19 protein-coding genes are annotated in these 20,224 nt (G+C 67.8%); 9 read left to right on the forward strand and 10 right to left on the reverse strand.

From position 1 onward, the window contains the following. Window positions 1-15: 15 nt before the first annotated feature. Window positions 16-750, forward strand: a complete 735-nt coding sequence (locus CJEDD_RS02430) for a hypothetical protein (RefSeq protein WP_232297769.1) — start codon at window positions 16-18, stop codon at window positions 748-750. Beyond that, window positions 747-2,330 carry a Y-family DNA polymerase gene (locus CJEDD_RS02435; RefSeq protein ID WP_273657596.1) on the forward strand — a complete coding sequence of 528 codons (1,584 nt, stop codon included), beginning with the start codon at window positions 747-749 and terminating at the stop codon, window positions 2,328-2,330. Before CJEDD_RS02430 ends, CJEDD_RS02435 begins: the two co-directional genes overlap by 4 nt. A gap of 15 nt (window positions 2,331-2,345) precedes the next feature. On the opposite strand, the gene CJEDD_RS02440 is transcribed toward CJEDD_RS02435, so the two are convergent. Beyond that, window positions 2,346-2,924 (reverse strand): AMIN-like domain-containing (lipo)protein, encoded by a 579-nt coding sequence (locus CJEDD_RS02440; RefSeq protein ID WP_232297766.1) that lies wholly within the window; start codon window positions 2,922-2,924, stop codon window positions 2,346-2,348. A 138-nt stretch (window positions 2,925-3,062) separates the two neighbouring features. Between CJEDD_RS02440 and CJEDD_RS02445 the strand changes: the two genes are divergently transcribed. Beyond that, window positions 3,063-3,944 carry a sucrase ferredoxin gene (locus CJEDD_RS02445; protein WP_042409558.1) on the forward strand — a complete coding sequence of 294 codons (882 nt, stop codon included), beginning with the start codon at window positions 3,063-3,065 and terminating at the stop codon, window positions 3,942-3,944. 16 nt (window positions 3,945-3,960) lie between these two features. On the opposite strand, the gene CJEDD_RS02450 is transcribed toward CJEDD_RS02445, so the two are convergent. Genes CJEDD_RS02450 through CJEDD_RS02470 form a run of 5 tightly spaced genes read right to left on the reverse strand, consistent with a single transcriptional unit; the run spans window position 3,961 to window position 8,269 of the window. Continuing rightward, entirely contained in the window at window positions 3,961-4,731 is a 771-nt protein-coding gene (locus CJEDD_RS02450; protein WP_052333859.1) for an HAD hydrolase family protein, read from the reverse strand. 11 nt (window positions 4,732-4,742) lie between these two features. Then, a complete protein-coding gene (locus CJEDD_RS02455) occupies window positions 4,743-5,423 on the reverse strand; it encodes a methionine ABC transporter permease (protein ID WP_042409566.1) in 681 nt (226 codons plus the stop codon). Between the two features lie 8 nt (window positions 5,424-5,431). Continuing rightward, a complete protein-coding gene (locus CJEDD_RS02460) occupies window positions 5,432-6,460 on the reverse strand; it encodes a methionine ABC transporter ATP-binding protein (protein ID WP_042409552.1) in 1,029 nt (342 codons plus the stop codon). Continuing rightward, window positions 6,461-7,354, reverse strand: coding sequence for a MetQ/NlpA family ABC transporter substrate-binding protein (locus CJEDD_RS02465; protein ID WP_042409549.1), 894 nt, complete (start codon window positions 7,352-7,354; stop codon window positions 6,461-6,463). It lies immediately after the preceding gene. Window positions 7,355-7,375: 21 nt separating this feature from the next. Next, a complete protein-coding gene (locus CJEDD_RS02470; RefSeq protein ID WP_042409546.1) occupies window positions 7,376-8,269 on the reverse strand; it encodes a MetQ/NlpA family ABC transporter substrate-binding protein in 894 nt (297 codons plus the stop codon). A 638-nt stretch (window positions 8,270-8,907) separates the two neighbouring features. Here CJEDD_RS02470 and CJEDD_RS02475 point away from each other — a divergent pair. Then, window positions 8,908-12,159 carry an error-prone DNA polymerase gene (locus CJEDD_RS02475; RefSeq protein WP_042410099.1) on the forward strand — a complete coding sequence of 1,084 codons (3,252 nt, stop codon included), beginning with the start codon at window positions 8,908-8,910 and terminating at the stop codon, window positions 12,157-12,159. A 6-nt stretch (window positions 12,160-12,165) separates the two neighbouring features. Here the strand turns inward: CJEDD_RS02475 and CJEDD_RS02480 are convergent, their stop codons facing one another. After that, entirely contained in the window at window positions 12,166-12,498 is a 333-nt protein-coding gene (locus CJEDD_RS02480) for an NYN domain-containing protein (RefSeq protein WP_042410098.1), read from the reverse strand. 595 nt (window positions 12,499-13,093) lie between these two features. On the opposite strand from CJEDD_RS02480, the gene CJEDD_RS02485 reads away from it, so the two are divergent. Together CJEDD_RS02485 and CJEDD_RS02490 are read left to right on the forward strand one after the other, a co-directional pair. Next, window positions 13,094-13,594, forward strand: a complete 501-nt coding sequence (locus tag CJEDD_RS02485) for a PH domain-containing protein (RefSeq protein ID WP_232297709.1) — start codon at window positions 13,094-13,096, stop codon at window positions 13,592-13,594. After that, window positions 13,594-14,967, forward strand: a complete 1,374-nt coding sequence (locus tag CJEDD_RS02490) for a PH domain-containing protein (protein WP_042407169.1) — start codon at window positions 13,594-13,596, stop codon at window positions 14,965-14,967. The genes CJEDD_RS02485 and CJEDD_RS02490 overlap by 1 nt, the downstream gene beginning before the upstream one ends. Here the strand turns inward: CJEDD_RS02490 and CJEDD_RS02495 are convergent. Then, window positions 14,914-15,384, reverse strand: coding sequence for a tRNA (cytidine(34)-2'-O)-methyltransferase (locus CJEDD_RS02495; protein WP_042407167.1), 471 nt, complete (start codon window positions 15,382-15,384; stop codon window positions 14,914-14,916). The two genes, CJEDD_RS02490 and CJEDD_RS02495, sit on opposite strands and share 54 nt — an antisense overlap. An 18-nt stretch (window positions 15,385-15,402) precedes the next feature. Between CJEDD_RS02495 and CJEDD_RS02500 the strand changes: the two genes are divergently transcribed. The 3 genes from CJEDD_RS02500 (at window position 15,403) to CJEDD_RS02510 (ending at window position 17,972) form a co-directional block, all read left to right on the forward strand. Beyond that, window positions 15,403-16,263 carry a bifunctional methylenetetrahydrofolate dehydrogenase/methenyltetrahydrofolate cyclohydrolase gene (locus CJEDD_RS02500; protein ID WP_198132991.1) on the forward strand — a complete coding sequence of 287 codons (861 nt, stop codon included), beginning with the start codon at window positions 15,403-15,405 and terminating at the stop codon, window positions 16,261-16,263. Further along, complete coding sequence (locus CJEDD_RS02505) at window positions 16,256-16,591, forward strand: DUF3017 domain-containing protein (RefSeq protein WP_042407161.1); 336 nt, start codon at window positions 16,256-16,258, stop codon at window positions 16,589-16,591. Before CJEDD_RS02500 ends, CJEDD_RS02505 begins: the two co-directional genes overlap by 8 nt. Window positions 16,592-16,676: 85 nt before the next feature. After that, the gene (locus CJEDD_RS02510) at window positions 16,677-17,972 is read left to right on the forward strand and encodes a hypothetical protein (protein ID WP_052333780.1); all 1,296 of its coding nucleotides are present in this window, start codon (window positions 16,677-16,679) and stop codon (window positions 17,970-17,972) included. Between the two features lie 42 nt (window positions 17,973-18,014). Here CJEDD_RS02510 and metX read toward each other — a convergent pair whose 3' ends face one another. Together metX and CJEDD_RS02520 are read right to left on the reverse strand one after the other, a co-directional pair. Continuing rightward, the gene (metX, locus tag CJEDD_RS02515) at window positions 18,015-19,178 is read right to left on the reverse strand and encodes a homoserine O-acetyltransferase MetX (protein ID WP_042407152.1); all 1,164 of its coding nucleotides are present in this window, start codon (window positions 19,176-19,178) and stop codon (window positions 18,015-18,017) included. Between the two features lie 51 nt (window positions 19,179-19,229). Next, window positions 19,230-20,126: an NAD-dependent epimerase/dehydratase family protein gene (locus CJEDD_RS02520; protein WP_074432519.1), complete on the reverse strand. Its 897-nt coding sequence runs from the start codon at window positions 20,124-20,126 to the stop codon at window positions 19,230-19,232. Between the last annotated feature and the right edge of the window lie 98 nt (window positions 20,127-20,224).

Raw genomic sequence — 20,224 nt, forward strand, 5'->3', positions numbered from 1 at the left:
TGCATACTATCTGGCGTGAGTGGAACACCTATTCGAGCGGTATCGAACCTGGCGGTCGCGGAGGAACCGCCAGCTCAGCCCTCGCGCGCCGACCAGATCGCCGAGCTGCGCGCCCGCATGGCCGCCATCGGCGGGGAGGTGCCGGAACAGGTTGTCGAGGACGCGGAGACGCTTGCCGTGGCGGGCGGCCTTTCGCTCGTGCTGCCGAACGGCGGACTGCCGCGCCGGGCGGTCGCGCACGTCAGTGACACCCCGGCGCTCATCGTGGAGCTCATCGGCCAGGTGGTGCAGGCCGGCGGGCGCGCGGGCATGGTGGGGTGGCCGGAGCTCTCGTACGCCGGCATCGAGGAGGATGCCCTCGAGCGCGTCGTCGCGGTGCCGGAGCCGGGTATCGACGACCTCTCGGTCGCCGGTGTCCTCGCCGAGGGCCTCGACCTGGTCGTCCTGCGCACCCGCAGCCCGCTCGCACTCAGCCCGGTGCGGGCCCGGCCCCTGCTGGCCCGGATCCGCAAGGGGCAGGCGGCGCTCGTGTGCGTCAACGTCGCGGTGCCGTCGCCGGCGCTCACGCTCACCGGCACGCTCGCGCAGTTCCACGGCATCGGGCGCGGCACCGGGCGCATCACCGGCATCGATTTCGACGTCCGCGCGGAGGCGAAGGGCACCCGCCCGGCGAGCGCGCGGGTGACGTTGGGGGCCGCGGAGGGGGCCACCGGTGGCGTCGAGAAGCAAAGGCTCCGGCTCGTCACATGAGGACGGTGGCGCTGTGGTTTCCGGACTGGCCGGTGCAGGCGGCGCGGCTGGATGCGGGCGACGCGCTCGCCGAGCCGATCGCCGTCGCGGCGCACCACCGGGTGAAGGCGTGCTCCCACGCGGCGCGCAAGGTGGGCATCCGGCGCGGGATGAAGGTGCGCAACGCGCAGGCCGTCGCGCCGGAGTTGACGGTGGTGGAGGACAACCCGGACCGCGACGGGCGGATGTTCGCCTCGCTCGCGGCGAGTTTCGACGACGTCGCCGCGAGCGTCGAGGTGCTGCGCCCCGGGCTCGTCGTCGCGGACCTCGCCGCGGCCGGCGCGTTCCACGGCGGGGAGGACACGGCGCTGGAGATGCTTCTCGACGCCGCCTCGCGCCGCGGCATCGACGCCTTCGTGGGCGCCGCCGACGAGATCGCCACCGCCGTCATCGCCGCCCGCGCGTCGGAGGTGGTGGCCCCCGGCGCGTCGAAAGACTTCCTCGCCGCCCAGCCCATCGGCGTGCTCGTGGCGGAGGAGGCCCTCGGCGCCGACGCGGGCACGGTGCGGGCGCTCGGGCAGCTCGGCATCGCCACGCTCGGGGAGCTGGCGGCGCTGCCCCCGTCCGCGGTGACCACGCGCTTCGGCGCGAACGGGATGCGCGTCCACCGCATCGCCGCGGCCGCGCCGGACCGCCGCGTCGCCCCAGAGATCGCAGTCGAGGACCTCGCCGTCGCGGTCACGCCCGAGGACCCCATCGAGCGCGTCGACGCTGCGGCGTTCGCCGCCCGCGCGCTGGCCGCCAGCCTGCACGAGCGGCTCGCGGCGACCGGTCGCAACTGCCTGCGCCTCAAGGTGGTCGCGGAGCTCGGCGACGGCACCCGGCTCGAGCGCGTGTGGCGCACCCGCGACGCCCTCACCGAATCGGCGACGGCGGACCGAGTGCGCTGGCAGCTCGACGGATGGCTGACCTCCTCCCGCGCGCTCGGCGGGGGCGAGGGGGAGGGGGAGGGCGGCGGCATCACCTCGCTCCTGCTCGAGCCGCTCGAGCTCGCCGCCCCGGAGCCGGTGGGGAAGCTGTGGGCCGGCGGCGCGTCCACGGACACCGCGCGCCGGGTGGTGGAGCGCGTGCAGTCCCAGCTCGGCATCGACGCCGTGCTCCAGCCGCGTCTCGTCGGCGGGCGCGGGGTGGCCGAGCGCGTGGCGATGGTGCCGTTCGGGGAGGAACCGGGAGGCGTCGAGAAGCATGCGTGGCCCGGGGCGATCCCCGCGCCGCTGCCCGCGCGCCTTGGAGGCGGCATCGACCACCCCGCCTCGCGCATCATGCTTATCGACGCCTCCGGTACCCCCGTCATCGTCACCGCCGAGGCGCTCCTGTCCGCCGAGCCGTACGGGCTGGCCTGGGGCGAAAAGCGCTACCTCGTCACCGGGTGGGCGGGGCCGTGGCCGGTGGACGAGGGGTGGTGGACCCAGGCCGAGGCGCCCGCGGGCCGGGTGGCGCGCATGCAGGTCGTGGGCCGCGAGGGCGGGCCCGAGGGCGCCACGACTGGGTGGCTGCTGGTGTGGAGCAGGCGCAGCTGGCGGGTCGAGGCGGTGTACTAGCTACTTCTGCGCTGGCTACTTCTGCACGATGTCGACGACCACGCGCGTCGGATCGTGCAGCACCTGCACGGAGTACGGCAGCTCGGAGCGCAGGCCCACAACGACCTGGCTGCGCCCCTCGTAGGTGCCGGCGCTCACCGCGTCGATGACGTTGCCGGTGTCGCCCGCCATCTGCACCGGGACGTCGTTGTCGTGGCCCAGCTCGAAGGGGTAGACGGTGCCGTCGATGTTGATGTTGAGGAAGGCGTTGCCCGCCACCTCCAGCGGGTGCCCGACGGTCTCCTGCATCGGCGTGGAGGTGTAATCCACGAACCAGCCGGGCTCGCCCTCGCCCTCGAGGTCTACTACCACGCGGTCGAACCCGTCGTGCGCCCCGACGCGCACCCCCGTGACGGCGAGCTGGGACGGCGCGGACGGCCGCTGCGTCTTCGGGGCGGGGTTGGCGGAGCCGAGCGGACCCGCCTGCTGGGTGGGCGCGGCGAGGCTGCCCGCCAGGGTCTCCGACTCGACCATGCCACCGCAGGCGGTGCAGGTGGCCAGCGCCACGCTGCACACGCCGGCGAGGACGGCGCGGGGTCGGATCTTTTTCAGCACCCCGCCACCGTATCTACTGCGCCGTGGAGCGCAAAAAGATTTCGGGCGAAAACGGAAATGGTTACGCAAACGTCATAACTTGGATCGTTGTACAAGTTGCCGCGACTTGTGCGGGGAAGGCGAGGCTAAGCTGACGGCATGCAGTTGTGCTCCGATGTAGAGGTCGAACCGCTGCCCGGCACCGCGAAGCCGGGCGCCACGTACGTGCTGTTCGAGTGGCCGGGCCCGTGGCCGCGCGACGTGATGGGCGACGCGGCGCTGGGCGAGGAGCTCACCGCCCAGCTGAAACCGCTGCTCGCCGAGCACGACGCGACCCTGCTGCTCATCCGCCACCCCACGCGCGAGGGCCGCGACATCGCGGACCACCACCTTTACCTCGTCTTCGCCGACCAGGCCGTCACCGAGGTGATGCACGTCGACGGGCCCGAGGCGCTACTCGACCTCGACCTCTCCGGCCCGGGCAAGAACGGTGCGCGCGAACGCGACCGCCCCCTGCTGCTCATCTGCACGCACGCGAAGCGCGACCGCTGCTGCGCCATGAAGGGCCGCCCGCTGGTCAACGAGCTCAACGAGCGTCACCCCTTCGGCCCGGGCAACGACATGGTCTGGGAGACCTCCCACATCAAGGGCCACCGCTTCGCGCCGACAATGCTGCTCATGCCGTGGGCGTACAGCTTCGGGCGCATGAACGTCGAGGCCACCGACGCGATGCTCGCCGCGGCCGCCGACGGCGCATACTTCGTGCCCGGCAACCGCGGGCGCGGCACGCTCGGCCCGGTCGAGCAGGTCGCGGAGCTCGCGGTCGCAGCGGAGGTCCCGGGCGCGCGCTACGGCGAGTTCGCGGTCGAGCCCACGCGTATCGACGGCAGCTCCGCCTCCACCACCGTCACCCACACCGCCAGCGGGGATACCTACGCCGTCGAGCTGGAGCAGCGCCCGGTTTCCGGTGTTGTCGACTCGTGCGGGAAGGATCCGAAAGACAGCCGCGCCTGGGTGGCCGTGGGCGTCGCGCGGCAGTAGCCCCCGCGCTAGCCCGCTACATGTACTCCGGGAGCACCTCGGACACCGACCCGATGACGCGGTCCGTGGCGGCCCGCACCTCGGCGGGGGAGTGGGGGAAGCTGTGGGAGGAGTCGGCGAGCGCGTGCATGGTCAGGTCGTTCCAGGAGTCGCCGAACGTGTAGAGCTCGACGGTGTCGCGGGGGAGCCGGAGGACGTCGAGAAGCTGGAGGATGCCCGCGCCCTTCGAGCGGCCCGGGGCCATGAGGTCGATGTAGTCCTGGTTCTGGGCGACCTCGACGGTGCCCAGGGCCCGGGCCCAGTCGACGATCTCCGCGCGCAGGCGCGCCCGGCCCGGCACCCAGATGGGCACGACGGCGAAGCGGTGGAGGGGGATGTCGGCGACGGTCATCGGCGAGAAGTGGGCGGTGAAGTCGTGGTCCGCGCCGGTGTTGTTGGCGAAGACGCCGTCGACGTGGCCGAGCGTGGTGCCGAAGATGGCGAGGCCGGGGTGGGTGCCGTAGGCGTCGATAGTCTGGCGCACGACGGCGCCGTCGACCTCGTAGCCGAAGAGGAGCTCGCGGTTCGCGCCGTCGGTGGCGGACCCGCCGTTGGAGAGCACGCAGTAGTCGAAGGTGAGCCCGCTGCCGCGCATGCCGTGGGCGAGCGCCGAGCGGGAGCGGCCGGTGGCGGAAATGGCAAGATGCCCGGCAGCGCGCCAGGCATCGATCGCGGCGATGTCCTCGGGGCGGAACCCGAGGCCGGGGTGGTGGAGAGTGCCGTCGAAGTCGAACGCCGCAACCTTCATGGCACCCAAACCTATCGGCGCATGACCTTCTTGGACAGCCAGTTGCCCAGGAACTGGGCGAGCTGGACGATGACCACGATGACCAGCACGGCAGCCCAGGTGACCTGGGGTTCGAAGGCGCGGTAGCCGTAGACGATGGCGAAGTCGCCCAGGCCGCCGCCGCCGATGTAGCCGGCCATGGCGGACATGTCGATCACGGCGATGAAGATGAAGGTGTAGCCGAGGATGAGCGGGCCGAGCGCCTCGGGGAGGATGACGGAGGTGATGATCTTCCATGGGCTCGCGCCCATCGAGCGCGCCGCCTCGATGACGCCCGGGTCGATGGCCACGAGGTTCTGCTCCACGATGCGGGCGACGGTGAACGTGGCGCAGAAGCACATGACGAACGTCGCCGCGCCGCGGCCGATGGTTGTGCCCACGACGAAGTGCGTCACCGGGTAGAGCATCGCGATCATGATGATGAACGGGATGGGGCGGAAGAAGTTCACCGCCACGTTGATCAGCGTGTAGACGACCTTATTCTGCAGGATGCCGCCGGGGCGGGTGGTGTAGAGCAGCAGGCCCAACACGAGGCCGAAGAAGCCGCCGACCACCATGGTGATGGCGACCATCCAGAGGGTGTCGCCGACGGCGTCGACAAACGTGGGCCACAGCGAGTCCCAGTTCGGGGCCGCCAGTACGTACTCGGTGATGCCAGAGCTCATCGGGTGATCTCCTCAATCTCGGTCGTGCGCTGCAGGGTGGACAGGAAGTCGTTGATGGCGGCGTCGTCGCCGTTGAGGCGGACCGTCATCTTGCCGAACGAACGCTCCTGGAGGGTGGTGATGCCGGCGTGCACCGGCTCGACGACCACGCCGCGCGCGCGGGCGGCCTCGGCGGCGCCGAAGAAGCCGGAGTCCGCTGTGAGGTCCACGGTGAACAGGCGCCCGGGCGTGGCCAGCAGCTCGCGCCGCTCCACCTCGTCCGGCGTGTTGCGCAGGCTGGTGGCGGCGAAGCGCTGCGCCACGGCCGTCTGCGGGTTGGCGAAGACGTCGTATACGCTGCCGTACTCCACCACGCGGCCGTTCTCCATCACGGCGACCTTGTCGGCGATGGAGCGGATGACGTCCATCTCGTGCGTGATCACCACGATGGTGATGCCGAGCTCCTCGTTGACGCGGCGCAGCACGCCGAGCACTTCCAGGGTGGTTTCCGGGTCGAGGGCTGAGGTGGCCTCGTCGGCGAGGAGCAGCGACGGGTTGGTCGCCAGCGCGCGGGCGATGCCGACGCGCTGCTTCTGGCCGCCGGAGAGCTGCTCCGGGTAGTTCTCGCCGCGCTCGGACAGGCCCACGAAGTCGAGCAGCTCGGCGACGCGGCGCTTGCGCTCCTCCTTGCCCACGCCGGCCAGCTTGAGCGGGTACTCGATATTGCCCGCGGCCGTGCGAGAGGAAAACAGGTTGAACTGCTGGAAGATCATGCCCACGTTGCGGCGGATCTCGCGCAGCTCGCGCTCGGGCATGCCGACCACGTCGGTGCCGTCGAGAAGCAACTGCCCGCTCGTGGGCATGTCGAGGCCGTTGATGAGGCGGACAAGCGTGGACTTGCCGGCACCCGAGTAGCCGATCACGCCGAGGATCTCGCCGGGTTCGACGGTCAGGGTGACGTCGTCGACGGCGGTGACCTCGCGATCCTTGGTTTTGAAGACCTTGGAAACGTTCCGGAACTCAATCCGGGTGCCGGTTGCAGCCATTTACTTGTACTCCTCCACGAGGTTGTCGAGGATCTTGTTCAGGTCCTCCTTCGAGCGCTGGACCTGCACGGCCGTGCCGTTGGAGTCCTCGTTGAGCGCCTCCGTCACCTCAGGCGACTGCCAGATGTCCACGAGCTTCTCGTACGTCGGGTTGTCCAGGTCGTCGCCCGAGACAGTGAAGACGTTGATGTACGGCTCCGCGAGCTCCGAGTTCGGATCGTCCGCCGCGACGGAGGATGCCGGGTCGATGCCCGCGCGCTGCAGCCAGTTGTTGTTGATGATGGCGGGACGGCCCTCGTTGTACGCGTTTGGCGTCTGCGAGGCGTCGACGGCGACGACCTTCACCTTCGAGGCGTTCTTGTCCACGTCCGCCGGCGTCGGCGTGAGCTTCGGTGCGCCGTCGCGGAGCTTGAGCAAGCCCGCCTGGACGAGCACGTTGATCGCGCGGCCCTGGTTGGACGGGTCGTTCGGGATCGCGACCTCTTGGCCGTCGATGCCGTCGAGCGACGTGTGATCCTTCCAGAACAGGCCGAGGACGTTGATCTCGCCGGAGCCGATGATGCGCAGGTCCTTGCCGGACGTGGCGTTGTACTGCGCCTGGTAGTTGATGGTCTGGAACTTCGAGATCTCGATCTGGCCCTCGGACTGCGCCGGGTTGACCTGCGGGTACTCGGAGAACCGCACGATGTCCAGGTGGATGCCGTTCTTCTCCGCTTCGTCGGCGAAGACGCTCCAGGCCTTGAGGTCGGCGTCGGTCGTGCCGATCTTCACCGTCACGTTGTCGCCGTCGCCCTTGCTTGACGACGACGATTCCGTCTCCGACGAGCAGGCCACAAGCCCCGTGGAGGCGATGAGCGCCGCTGCCGCCGCGGCGAGAAAGCGCTTGGTACGCATAGTGGTGGTCCCTTACTTCTACTACTTGTTCTGCAGGCGGTCGAGGATGTCGTTGAGCTCCTGCTTGTCGCGGTAGACCGGCACGGAGGTGCCCTTCGAGTCCTTCGCCACCGCTTCCTCGACCTCGGGGGTCTGCCACAGCTCGACGAGCTTGTTCAGCGTCTCGTCGTCAATGTCGTCCTTGCGGGCGGCGAAGACGTTGATGTACGGCTCGGCCTCCTTGGAGTTCGGGTCGTCCTGGAAGATGGAGGTGCTCGGCTCGATGCCGGCGCGGTCCAGCCAGGTGTTGTTGATGATCGCGGGGCGGCCCTCGTTGTAGGCGGACGGGGTCTGCGACGCGTCCACCGGGACCACGGAGACCTTGGAGGCGTCCTTGTCGATGTCGGTCGGTGTCGGCGCGAGCTCGTCGGCAATGTTGCCCTTGAGCTTGAGCAGCCCGGCCTGGACGAGCACGTTGATCGCGCGGCCCTGGTTGGACGGGTCGTTCGGGATCGCGATCTCCTTGCCCTCAATGCCGTCGAGGGAGGTGTGGTCCTTCCAGAACAGCGCGAGCGGCACGATCTCGGTGGAGCCGACGATGCGCAGGTCGTTGCCGGAGGACTGGTTGTAGGCGGCGAGGTACTTGATGTGCTGGAACTTGTTCACGTCGATTTCGCCCTGGGCGAGCGCCTCGTTGACCGGCGAGTAGTCCGAGAACTGGACGATGTCCAGGTTGATGCCGTTGTCCTTGGCCAGGTCCTTGAACACGCGCCAGGCTTCCTGGTCGGACTCGGTCGTGCCGATCTTGACGGTGACGTTGCCGCCGTCCTTCGCGTTGTTGTCCTTGTTGTCGTTGGAGTCGTCGGAGCAGGCGACCAGGCCGGTGGCGGCGATGGCGGCCGCGGCGACGGTGGCAAGGGTGCGCTTCATACGCATGGGGGTCTCCTTATTCAGGGGGAATGTATGACGGGTGAGAATCTAGCACCCTATGTACCGCTTAGTCTATTTTCGCTCCGACTTGGTTGCCGATTGCCTACTGAGCTGTCTGCTCGCGCCCTCGCCTGGGGGCTGTGTCGGTTCGCCCCGCCTGTGGCCCGCCTGCCCGCCGGGGCCGCCTCGTCCCGCCCCACGCCCGCTCGTCCCGCCCCGCGCCCGCCGCACGCCTGCTCGGCGCCCCCAATCGGCTAAATCCAGCTACAAAGGTCCAGCTTTTCGGCCCTGGGGGGCGAAAAGCTGGGTCTTTCCAGCTGGAAACAGGCCCAAGGGGCCGGCGGGGTAGGGTTACGGCGCCCGTGTCTGGCTTGGCCCCCGGTGCCGCGCCGCCTCGCCCGCCTCGCCCGCCATCCCGCGCCGCCTGACGCCCCCAACCGGCTAAATCCGGCTACAAAGGCCCAGCTTTTCGGCTCTGGAGGGCGAAAAGCTGGGTCTTTCCAGCTGGAAACAGGCTCGCGGGGCCGGTGGGGCAGGCTGGAGGGGCCGAGAGGTCGGTGGGGCAGGGCCGCGAGCCGGCAGGCCAGGGCCGCGGCGCCCCGAACAAGTAGCACACAGTTTCGAACGATGGTAGCGTTCCCGCCATGAGGTTCAACGGGGGAGCGCCGCTGTCGTGGTCGCGGCTCGAGCGCATCCTCTCCGGTCGCCCCGGTCCGGAGCCGGTGCCGGTCGCCCACACCGGCGCCCACACCGGCGCCCACACCGGCGCCCACACCGGCGCCCACGCCGGCGCACCGACCGCGAAGCCGGGCACGAAACCGGGCGCTGCGCCGCCAACGCCCCACGGCCAACAGCATCCGACGGCCCCGTTCGCGGAGCTGCACGCGGTAAGTTCGTACAGCTTCCTCGGCGGGGCGAGTGAGCCGGAGGACCTCGTCGCCAGGGCGGCTGAGCTGGGTATAACCGCGCTCGGTGTGCTCGACCGAGACGGGTTCTACGGCGCGGTGAAGTTCGCCGAGGCGGCCGCGGCGGCGGGCCTGGACACCGTGTTCGGGGCCGAGCTGACGCTCCTCGACCGGATCCTGCCCGTCATCGCGCGCGGGCCCGAGGGGTACAAGCGCTTAAGCCACCTCATGGCGGACGCGCACATGGCCACGCGCGAAAAGGACAAGGTCGCCTACCCGCCGCTCGAGCTCATCGGGGACCAATTGAATGGCACCTGCGTCGCGCTCGCCGGGTGGCGGTGGGCGGGCGAAATCGATCAGCTTATCGACGCCTTCGGCACCCCCAACGTCGTCCTCGAGTACGAGGTGTCCATGACGCCGGAGGACGCGGACCGGCACGCGGCGCTGGACCGGGCACGAGACACAGCGCGAGACGCACGCGCGGGAAAGCACGCGGAAAAACTCCCCGCCATCGTGACGGCGATGCCCGCCGCGGCGACGCGCGACCAGGCCCGGCTCGCCGCCGCGAAGCGGGCGCTGGCCAGACGAGAGTCGCTCGCCCAGGCGCACGGGGATCTGCACCCGATGGGGGCGAACTGGCTGCGCTCTGGCGAGCAGCTCGCGCGGATGCTGCCCGGCTGCGAGGAGAAGCTCGCCTATACCGTGGAGCTGGCAAAGAGCTGCGCGTTCACGCTCGACCTCGTCGCCCCGGAGCTGCCGAAATACTCCACGCCGGACGGGCGCAGTGAGATGGACCACCTGCGCAACCTCACCATGGCGAGCGCGGAGGTGAGGTATGCGGTGCGGGGGCCGGAGGTGCGTCGTCAAGCAATGGCCCAGATCCGCTACGAGCTGGGCGTGATCGACGAGCTGAACTTCCCCGGCTACTTCCTCATCGTCTACGACCTCGTGCAGTTTTGCGTCAGGCAGAACATCATGTGCCAGGGGCGCGGGAGCGCGGCGAACTCGGCGGTGTGCTTCGCGCTCGGGATCACCAACGTCGAGCCGATCGAGGCGGGGCTGCTGTTCGAGCGCTTCCTTTCGCCCGACCGCGACGGCCCGCCGGACATCGACCTCGACATCGAGTCGGGCCGGCGCGAGGAGGTCATCCAGTACGTCTACGAAACGTACGGGCGCGACAACGCGGCGCAGGTGGCCAACGTGATCACGTACCGCACGAAGGGGGCGGTGCGCGACGCCGCCCGCGCGCTCGGGTTCCCGCAGGGCGCGGCGGACAGTTGGGCGAAGGGGATGACGGAGGTGCCGGAGGGCGTCGAGAAGCTGGCGGCCCAGTTCAAGGGGCAGCCGCGCCACCTGGGCATCCACTCCGGCGGCATGGTCATCTGCGACCGCCCGATCGCCGACGTCGTGCCCGTCGAGTGGGCGCGCATGGAAAACCGCTCGGTGGTGCAGTGGGACAAGGACGACTGCGCCTCCGCCGGCCTGGTCAAGTTCGACCTGCTCGGCCTCGGCATGCTCGAGGCGCTGCACCACATGGTGGACCTCGTGGAGGAGACGACGGGGCGCACGGTGCACCTCTGGGAGCTTTCGCTTGACGACGCCCACGTGTACGACATGCTCTGCCGCGCCGATTCCGTCGGCGTCTTCCAGGTCGAGTCCCGCGCGCAGATGGGCACCCTGCCCCGGTTGAAGCCGCGCTGCTTCTTCGACCTCGTCGTGGAGGTCGCGCTCATCCGCCCCGGCCCGATCCAGGGTGGCTCCGTGCACCCTTACCTGCGGCGCCGCGACGGCCTCGAACCGGTGACCTACGACCACCCCGTGCTCGAGCGCTCTTTGGGCAAGACGCTGGGCATCCCCCTGTTCCAGGAGCAGCTCATGCAGATCTGCATCGACGCCGCCGGGTTCTCCGGCCGCGAGGCAGATGCGTTACGACGAGCCATGGGCTCCAAACGCTCCCCCGCCAAGATGGCCGCGTTGCGGGCTCGCTTCTTCGAAGGCTGCTGGCGCACCAACGAGATCGGTGAGGACGTGGCGGAGCGGCTCTGGCAGAAGATCGTGGCGTTCGCCGCGTACGGCTTCCCGGAGTCGCACTCCCAGTCGTTTGCGTCGCTGGTGTACTTCTCCGCGTGGTTCAAGTACCACTACCCGGCCGAGTTCTGCGTGGGGCTCTTGCGCGCGCAGCCGATGGGGTTCTACTCGCCGCAGTCGCTCATCCAGGACGCGCGGCGCCACGGGGTGGAGGTGCTGCCGGTGTGTGTGAACAACTCCGGGCGGGAGGCGCTGTGCGTGGATTCCTCGACGATCCGGATGGGGCTCGGGCTCGTGCGCGGCCTCGGCGACGCGGCTGCCGACAGGATCGAGGCGGCCGCCCCGTTTTCGGACATCGCCGACCTTTCGCGCCGGGCGGATCTGTCGGTGGACCACGTCGAGGCGCTCGCCCGGGCTGGGGCGCTGGACTGCTTCGGCGTCACGCGCAGGCAGGCACTGTGGCAGGCGGGCGTGGCCGCCACCGAGCGCGAGGGGATGCTGCCGGGGCTGTCGTCGGTGGTGGCGCCGGCGTTGCCCGGCATGAACGCCTTCGAGCTCATGGCCGCCGACGTCGCCGTCACCGGTGTGACGCCGGGGGTGATGCCGGTGGCGATGGTGCGTTCGGCGCTGACGGCGCAGGGGGTCGTGCCGGCGTCCGAGCTTTTGCGCGGCGTGGAGGACGGCACCCGCGTGCGCGTCGCCGGCGTGATCACGCACCGCCAACACCCGGCCACTGCCGGCGGCGTAACGTTCCTTGGCATGGAGGATGAGACCGGGCTGGTCAATGTGGTCATCTCCGTCGGGCTGTGGAACAAGCAGCGGGTGTTGGCCCGCACCGCGAAGGCCCTGGTCGTGCGCGGAATCGTGCAGAATGCCTCGGGGGCGGTGTCCGTCGTCGCCGACAAGCTGGAGCCTTTGGCGATGGGGGAGTTGCTCTCCCGCGGGTCGCGGGATTTTCGTTAGGTGGGTCTACTGAAAGAAATCGTCTTGCCGCACCGATAGAAAATCTCGTTCCTTCAAGAAGTGGCACCAGAGGCGTTTACCGGAGTCTGCCGGGAATCGAAGCCCAGTCGAACCGTCCCACGCGGCGACTTCCACATGCATCCCGTTGTCGTATGCGAACTCCACCGCAGGGAACAGATCGGTATCGTTCGAGAAAATTATAATCGCATCGACTTCGCCGGCGAGCGTCGTCTCCACCACCTTCATCGCCAGGGCCACATCGATTCCCTTTTCCGATGCCTCGAAATACGCCGGGTCATGGCGGTTAGGGAAGTGATACTTCAACGGCCGGTGCACCACAGTGCATCTGCTATCTGCAACCCAGTCTGCTGTATACCTGTCGAAAAACTGGGACGCAGTGGGTTGGTGTTGAGGAACCGGGCGACCCCGGAAAACGGAAACGGCCTCGAGGGATGATGGTCTGATCTGACGGCTGACAAGGAGTTCTGCAAGTTCAACGGGTTGAACCATCCCGGCGTGGAATGGCGCCGATAGCGGAAGAAATTGGCTCCGCGCGATTCACCGTACGTTCTCATAATCAACGAGTACATGAACCCGTTCGGTTTTCTCTGATTCTGGTTCCATGACCCCCCTTTCAAAAAAACCGCCAATCCCCGTTAGGGGAAGGCGGGAGTAATACGGGCGATAATATCGAAGACTGCCGCTTTGTCAAACCACTGCCGGTCCTGAAGATCTCCGCGCCTGTGGCGCCCAGTCCACCTTTTGGGACAGATTTCGCACGCACCTTTTCTGCGGCCTGGGGAAACTGAAAGATTCGACACCCGCGCGCTTTGTGAAATCTGTCAGCCGCGACCCGAAACAAGCCGCGACCCGAAACAAACCACCAAACCCCACCAACGCTGCCTCAAAACGGCTGGCTGGTACCGTAACCGCCATGACTGAAGCGCTCGAGCCCGTCACCCCGCTTCCGACATCCGTCGAGTCGATGAATAGGGTTTCGTCGAAGCTGATGCTGCCGCGGTATGTGGCCAATGTGTTCTGGGCAATCATTTTGCTGACGATCTGCTGGCTCTGCTACCGGCAGTGGGGGTGGGGTTGGCTGATCCCGCTCGGGATCTTCGCCGTCTACTTCATCTGGCAGATGTTCCTCATCCCGTTCCAGGTGCGCAACATGGGCTGGCTGGAAACGGACAACGAGCTGATCTTGAGTACCGGCAAGATGTTCCACACGGTCACGGTGATCCCGTACGGCCGCATCCAGTTCGTGGACGTGAAGTCGGGCCCGGTCGCCCGCGCGATGGGGCTCAAGGAGATTGAGGTGCACACGGCGTCCAACACGTCGAACACGGAGCTGCCGGGCCTCGAGGCGGACGAGGCCGACGCGCTGCGCGACCGGCTCGCCGCGAAGGCGCGCGAGCAGATGAGCGGGCTGTGATGGAGGGCTACCGCCAGGTCCATCGGCTCAGCCCGGTGCTGCGCGTCTGGGCGTTCCTCCTCGCGCTGGCCACGTTGGCCGTGTTCAACTTCACCATGCCCATCTACCACTGGCTGCAGCGCGAGGGCGTGGGCGTGGTCCAGGTCGGCTGGGCCGTCGCGGGTTTCGCCGCCGCGCTGCTCGTCCTGTTTGCGCTGTCGCGGATGTGGTGGCGCAGCTCCGGGTTCCGCATTGGCGAAGAGGAGATTGAGACGCGGCGCGGCGTGCTCACGAAGCAGGTCCGCTCGGCGCGCTACGACCGCATCCAGGCCGTCGACGTCATCGAACCGTTCGCACCGCGCCTCTTCGGCCTCGCGGCGGTGCGCATCGAGGTCGCCGGCAACACGAACGCCAGCCTCGAGATCACGTACCTGCCCCGCGCGGAGGCGGACGAGGTCCGCGAGGAGATCCTCCGCAAGATCGCCGAGGAGCGACCGCAGGGGCCATTGCTTGACGACGCCCCTCCGGCCGGCCCACTCGTCCCCCCGATCCCCATCAACCGGTCCCTCGCGGCCACGACGTTCCAGATGTCCACGGTCTTCACCCTGCTCTGGGCGTTCGTCCCGCTCTGGACGGACCTGTCCGCCGCCGCGATTATCCCGGTGGTGGTGGGCTTCTTCCCCCGCATCTGGCGCACGATCGACCAGTCCTGGCGCTTCTCGTGCACGAAGGACGGGGACGTGTTCCACCTCACCTACGGCCTGGCCAACCGGCGGCGCCAGGCGGTGCCGCGCGGGCGCATCCATGCGCTGCAGGTGCGCCAGCCGATGTTCTGGCGCATGTTCGGGTGGTGGACGGTGTCCGTCACCGTCGCGGGCTACGGCTCGGAGCGCAACCGGGCGACCGGCACGTCGAAGCTGCTGCCGGTGGGGACGTGGGAGCAGGCGCAGGCGGTGGTGCGCGCCGTCGGCCCCCTGTCGCTCGAGGAGCTCACGGACCTCGAGCACGCGACGTACCGCTCGCCACGGCGCGCCCGCTGGGTCTCGCCGATCGACTGGTCGCGCCAGACGGTGACGGTGCGCAAGGACGCGGGCGTGGTGCACTCCACGGTGGGCCGCGTCGGCCGCTGGTACCAGATGGTGGAAATCCCGCACATCCAGGAGCTCAGCTACACCACGGGGCCGACGCAGCGGCCGCTCGACCTCGCCACGGTGGACCTGGATATCGTGCCGGGCGCGTTCAAGGTCTCGTGCAGGGATTTGGATGCGGGGCAGGCGCGAGAGCTCGTCGATACGCTGCGAGCCCGCGAACTGCCCCCGCTGCAGCCGGTCGATCCGCTGTCAGACCCCGCCGACGAAGCCGAGCTGGCGCCACGCCTCGTAGACGGCGACTGACGCGGAGTTCGTGAGGTTCATGCTGCGCCGGGCGGGCAGCATTGGGATGCGCACGCGCTGGGTGACCCGCGGGTGGGCGAGGTGCTCCGGCGGGATGCCGTTCGCCTCGTTGCCGAACATGAGCGCGTCCCCGTCCTGGTAGGACACCTCGTGGTAGTGGTGCTCGGTGTGCGCCGTGAAGGCGAAGACGCGCGAGCCCGGGAGCGAGTCGAGGCAGGCGTCGATATTGGGGTGGACGAGCACGTCGGCGAGGTCGTGGTAGTCCAGGCCGGCGCGCTTGAGGTGCTTGTCGTTGAAGTTGAAGCCGAGCGGTTCGACGAAGTGGAGCTGCGCGCCCGTGTTCGCCGCGAGCCGGATCGCGGCGCCGGCGTTGCCGCCGATGGCCGGGTTGTCGTAGATGAGGTGGAGCACGCGCAAGAGTCTAGGATGGGCCGTGTGACTGCGATCAAACTGGACGGGAAGCTCTACCGCGAGGAGATTTTCGCGGACCTGAAGACGCGCGTGGCGGCGCTGAAGGAGAAGGGGATCACTCCCGGTCTGGCGACCGTGCTGGTGGGCGAGGACCCCGCGAGCCAGAACTACGTGCGCATGAAGCACAAGGACTGCGAGGAGCTGGGCATCGCCTCGATACAAAAGCAGTTGCCGGGGGACTGCACGCAGGAGGAGCTCGAGCAGCTTATCGACGAGCTGAACCACGACGACGCCGTCACCGGCTACATCGTGCAGCTGCCGCTACCGAAGCACCTCGACGAGAACCGCGTCCTCGGCCTCATCGACCCGGACAAGGACGCCGACGGCCTGCATCCGGTGAACCTGGGCAAGCTCGTGCTCGGCGAGCCGGCGCCGCTTCCGTGCACCCCGAACGGCTCCATCAAGCTGTTGGAGCGCTTCGGCGTGGATCTCAACGGCGCGATCGTGTGTGTCATCGGCCGCGGCGTGACCGTGGGCCGCCCCATCTCGCTCATGCTCACCTCCCGCGACGTCAACGCCACCGCCGTGCTGTGCCACACCGGCACGAAGGACCTTGCCGCGGAGACCCGCCGCGCCGACGTCGTCATCGCCGCCGCAGGTAAGCCGCACATGATCACCGCGGACATGATCAAGGAGGGCGCGGCGCTGCTCGACGTCGGCGTTTCCCGCGTCGACGGCAAGACGGTGGGCGACTTGCACCCCGACGTGTGGGAGAAGGCTGGTTGGGTCTCGCCGAACCCGGGCGGCGTCGGCCCGATGACGCGCACGTTCCTCGTCCGCAACATCGTCGAGAGTGCCGAGCGCCAGGCGGAGCGACTTGCTTAACCCCCCGCCGGGGCTCACGCTCGACAACCCCCACGACCGCGGCAACGCCCCCTCGCCGCTGCCCCGCTGGGCGCAGCAGGTGCTGGTGGCGGTGTTCGTCGTGGGGTTCGTGCTCTCCGGCGTGTTCGCCGCGACGGAGCACTGGCGCCGCGCGACGTTCACGCTCGGCGCCGCCATGCTGTGGCTCACCATCATGCGCCTGACCTGCGATTCTCAGGTGATTGGGCTTGTTGCGGTGCGCTCCAAACGCTTCGACGCCTTCTTTACGACGGCCCTGGGAGCCGCCATGTTGTGGCTGTCCTGGTCGGTGGATGCGCTTGGATCGTAGTTCATATGTTCGAGAGTTAAGGGGTTCGTGTCGGCGCGCTTCTTATGGTTAGTGGTGTCCCTGATTCCCAACCATGGAGGTTTACATGACCGATACCCGCCCGAACGGCTTCTCTTTCACCGCCAACACCCACGGCACGAACGTGGAGGTCGCCGTTTCTGTGCACTCGCTTTTCGACGATGCCCCGTCCGACGCGGAGGTCGAGTTCGCGAACGAGCTCGTCGTCAAGCTTGCTGATGCTGTGGCTGAATACGAGCCTGCTGAAGCCGTACGCAACGAGTCGCTTGATGCGTACGTTGTCCTTGCCAACACCCACCAGCTCCTCGACCTCGCCCGTGATTCGGTGGAAACCACCGCACCACAAGCCCGTCGCTACTTCTCTGACGCGGCCGACAACTTGGAAATTTTGAAGGAGTGGGACCCGCGCTTTACCACGGCCTACTACCAGGCGCGCAAGTGTGAGCAGGCGGCCGGGAACTTCCTTTTGGGCCAGCTCGCGCAGGCGGCCGAAAGCCTTGAGACGTGGCTTCCCGTACGCATCGGCGGGGACAGCCCGACCCCCCGCGCGGTGGTGGTGGATGACCGCCAAACCCCAGAAAGCTTCGCCGAAACCCGCACGCCGGACCACGAGGCCGTGAGTGTTTGCATGGTCGACGCCACCGAGCTCGACGAGTATCTCCCGGCCGGACGAACTGTCTTCCCGGTGCCCATGTTCCCCGACGGAATGCTTGAATCGCGCCTCGCATCCTCCACGTACGTACTCGGGATGCGCATTGACTTCGCGGTGAGCACAGACCGCGAGGCGTTTCCGCTCCTCAAGGAGCTCGGTGAAGTGGTGGAAACCCATTGCTCGCTCACCCGCGGGTACACGCCGGTGGAGTACTACACCCACCTCGCGTACGCCAAGCAGCTCGCCTACATCGTGGGTTCGCAGCGTTTCGTCGACGACGGCATTTACCGCCGCAACCTTATCGACCAGTACGCGTACTCGCTCTCCGTACTCTCCGAGTTCGACACCGAGTTTGTCATGCCGCTCTTCCTCGCCCGCCGCGCCGCTGAGCTCAACGAGGACATGACGAGTGATGAGGCAATTCACATCACCCGCACCATCGGCAACTGGCTCCCGCGCGACATCACGGACCTTATCCCTCAGGGCTGGGACGCAGACGCGAGCGCGCAACTCCCGCAGCCGCTCGAGGCCGGGTTGAACGCATTGGAGGGCAGCCGCTTCGTCGTGGTCTTCGATGAGCAGACCGCGGCCGAGTTCGAAGAGACCGGGTTGCCGGACCTCGACAAGCTCGTCCCCGTCTTGCTCGGTGAGGAGGTGACCGAGAGGGTGTTCTCGCTCGAGAACGTGCAGATATTCTTGAGTGATGTCTAACCCACCCAGGTCTCAGCGCATGGGCACCGTCGGCATCGTGGGCTAGATGTCGTAGCTGCCGCGCGACACGGCCACGTCGTGCGCCGATGGGGTGTCCCTGGTGAGCGCGATGAAGTTGCGCAAGATGCGGTCCATCTGGCGCGCCTCCACCAGGAAGGCGTCGTGGCCCACAGGAGAGGACAACTTCGCCATCGCCAGCAGGTTTCCCAGGTTGCGGGAGAGGTGTTCCTGCTGGTGGTAGGGGTAGAGGATGTCGGTGTCGATGCCCACGATCATGGTGGGCACCGTCGAGGAGGCGAGCGCCTTGTTCAACCCGCCGCGGCCGCGGCCGACGTCGTGGCGGTTGAGCGCCTCGGTGAGGGCGACGTAGCAGGAGGCGTCGAAACGCTTCGTCAGCTTCACGCCCTGATGCTCGAGGTAGGACTGCACGGCGAAGCGTTCGCCGTCCTCGCGGAACGGGCCGAGGGGGTTTTCGCCGGGCTGGGCGGAGGTGCCGAAGCGTTCGTCGATCTCCATCTCGCCGCGGTACGTCAGGTGTGCGATGCGGCGCGCCGCCGCCAGACCCGCGTCGGGGGTGTCACCGGTGCCGTGATAGTTGCCGCCCTGCCACGCCGGGTCCTGGGTGATCGAGGTGATCTGCGCTGTCTGCATGCCGATCTGCCAGGCGCTCGCTCGCGCAGACACCGCGAGCACCAGCGCGTAGTCCACTTCCTCGGGGTGCAGGAGCGTCCACTCGAGGGTACGGGCCCCGCCCATTGACCCGCCGATGACCGCATGCACCCGCGAGATTCCGAGCTCCTGAAGAAACGCGTGCTCCGCGTTCACCATGTCGCGCATGGAAATAGCGGGGAAGCGCGAACCCCACACGCCGCCGTCGGGGTGCTCGCTCGCAGGTCCCGTCGAGCCGTAGCACGATCCCAAGGCGTTGGTGCAGATCACGCACCATTCATCGGTGTCCAGCGCCTTGCCGGGGCCGACGGCTTCGCACCACCAGTTGGTGGCGTCGGAGTCGCCGGTCAGCGCATGCTCCACCAGCAGGATGTTGTTCTTGCCGTGGGGGTCGCCGCGGAAAGCGCCCCAGCGCCGAAAGGCAATGCTTGCGTCGCGGATCGTCACGCCAGCCTCGGTGGCGAGGTCACCAATGGAAACGACGCGCTGTTCGCCCTCTGGGGGCAGATGGGGTGCGGCCGAGCTGGTGTCACACATGGAACACACTGTAGACCGCTTAGGTACAAAGCGGACTAAGCGGTCTACTTTTTATTCAAAAGAGGCCGTAGCTGCAAGCCCGTCACGGTAAGGGGTCGGTGCCCAGGCCAGGTCGGACTCGAGCGCTCGAGGGCTGTCCCATAGCCACGTCATCTCCTGTAAGCCGCCAATATTTTCATCGACTATTCCTGCGAGTTGCAGCATCCACGGCCGAAGGGTTAGCGGGCGGCGCTGTTTAACCCCGTAAGCTCCCGCCGCGAGAGTTGCGAACTCGCGCTGCGTAATCGGCCCGGCTGTGGGGGTGAGGGTGATTCCGCTGGTGCGTTTCGCCGAGGCGTCGACAAGCGCTCGTGCGTAGTCGCCGACGAAGGTGAACGCATGGGGCGTGTCGGCATCGATCAGGGCCAGGGGCTGCTTCTCGGAGCGTATCCGGTCGATGATGAGCGATTGGGCGACCATCGAAGCGCCGCAGCCGGGACCGTACAAGTCGGAGGCAACCACGGAAGCGGTCGGGACGGAGGAAGCGTCGCGTGCGGCAATCAGCTCGGTACGAACTCCAGGTTTGCCGGCGGTCGCGCTCACACGGCTCTCCGCAGTCACCGTCTGTTCGTCTGGGCCGAAAGCATAGACGGATTCCGGGAAAGTGACGTGGGCGTCAGCTTCCTCTGCGGCGCCAAGGACTGTTCGCTCTAACGGAATGAGCTGATCGCGCCAGGCGGCCTCAGTGTACGGAGCGTGGACGCAGCAAATGATGCGGTCGGCGCCACTGGCTTCAAGTGCTCCCAGCAGGTCGGTGGCTGACGCGGCATCTCCCACAACGAGATCGGCACCGGCGGGTACCGGACGATTGGAGCGCGCCAACACGGTGACAGGTGATTCGGTATCGATGAGACGCCGCGTCACGGCCTGTCCAACCGCTCCAAAGCCAATGACCAGTGTTGAACCCATTTTGCGAGACCCCTGTTCTTAATTGTGAATTGTGTTCTCGGTTTGATCCTAAACTGCACTGAGGCTCAGAACAAGAACAGTGTTCTCGTTTGTTAATG

It is taken from the genome of Corynebacterium jeddahense (genome assembly GCF_028609865.1).
GTDB classification, from domain to species: Bacteria; Actinomycetota; Actinomycetes; order Mycobacteriales; family Mycobacteriaceae; genus Corynebacterium; species Corynebacterium jeddahense.

Coding starts and splice junctions, on each gene's coding strand:
- CJEDD_RS02435 (WP_273657596.1), top strand. CDS start 747: ATGAGGACGGTGGCGCTGTGGTTTCCGGACTGGCCGGTGCAGGCGGCG.
- CJEDD_RS02445 (WP_042409558.1), top strand. CDS start 3,063: ATGCAGTTGTGCTCCGATGTAGAGGTCGAACCGCTGCCCGGCACCGCG.
- CJEDD_RS02450 (WP_052333859.1), bottom strand. CDS start 4,731: ATGAAGGTTGCGGCGTTCGACTTCGACGGCACTCTCCACCACCCCGGC.
- CJEDD_RS02460 (WP_042409552.1), bottom strand. CDS start 6,460: ATGGCTGCAACCGGCACCCGGATTGAGTTCCGGAACGTTTCCAAGGTC.
- CJEDD_RS02465 (WP_042409549.1), bottom strand. CDS start 7,354: ATGCGTACCAAGCGCTTTCTCGCCGCGGCGGCAGCGGCGCTCATCGCC.
- CJEDD_RS02470 (WP_042409546.1), bottom strand. CDS start 8,269: ATGCGTATGAAGCGCACCCTTGCCACCGTCGCCGCGGCCGCCATCGCC.
- CJEDD_RS02475 (WP_042410099.1), top strand. CDS start 8,908: ATGAGGTTCAACGGGGGAGCGCCGCTGTCGTGGTCGCGGCTCGAGCGC.
- CJEDD_RS02485 (WP_232297709.1), top strand. CDS start 13,094: ATGACTGAAGCGCTCGAGCCCGTCACCCCGCTTCCGACATCCGTCGAG.
- CJEDD_RS02490 (WP_042407169.1), top strand. CDS start 13,594: ATGGAGGGCTACCGCCAGGTCCATCGGCTCAGCCCGGTGCTGCGCGTC.
- CJEDD_RS02510 (WP_052333780.1), top strand. CDS start 16,677: ATGACCGATACCCGCCCGAACGGCTTCTCTTTCACCGCCAACACCCAC.
- metX (WP_042407152.1), bottom strand. CDS start 19,178: ATGTGTGACACCAGCTCGGCCGCACCCCATCTGCCCCCAGAGGGCGAA.
- CJEDD_RS02520 (WP_074432519.1), bottom strand. CDS start 20,126: ATGGGTTCAACACTGGTCATTGGCTTTGGAGCGGTTGGACAGGCCGTG.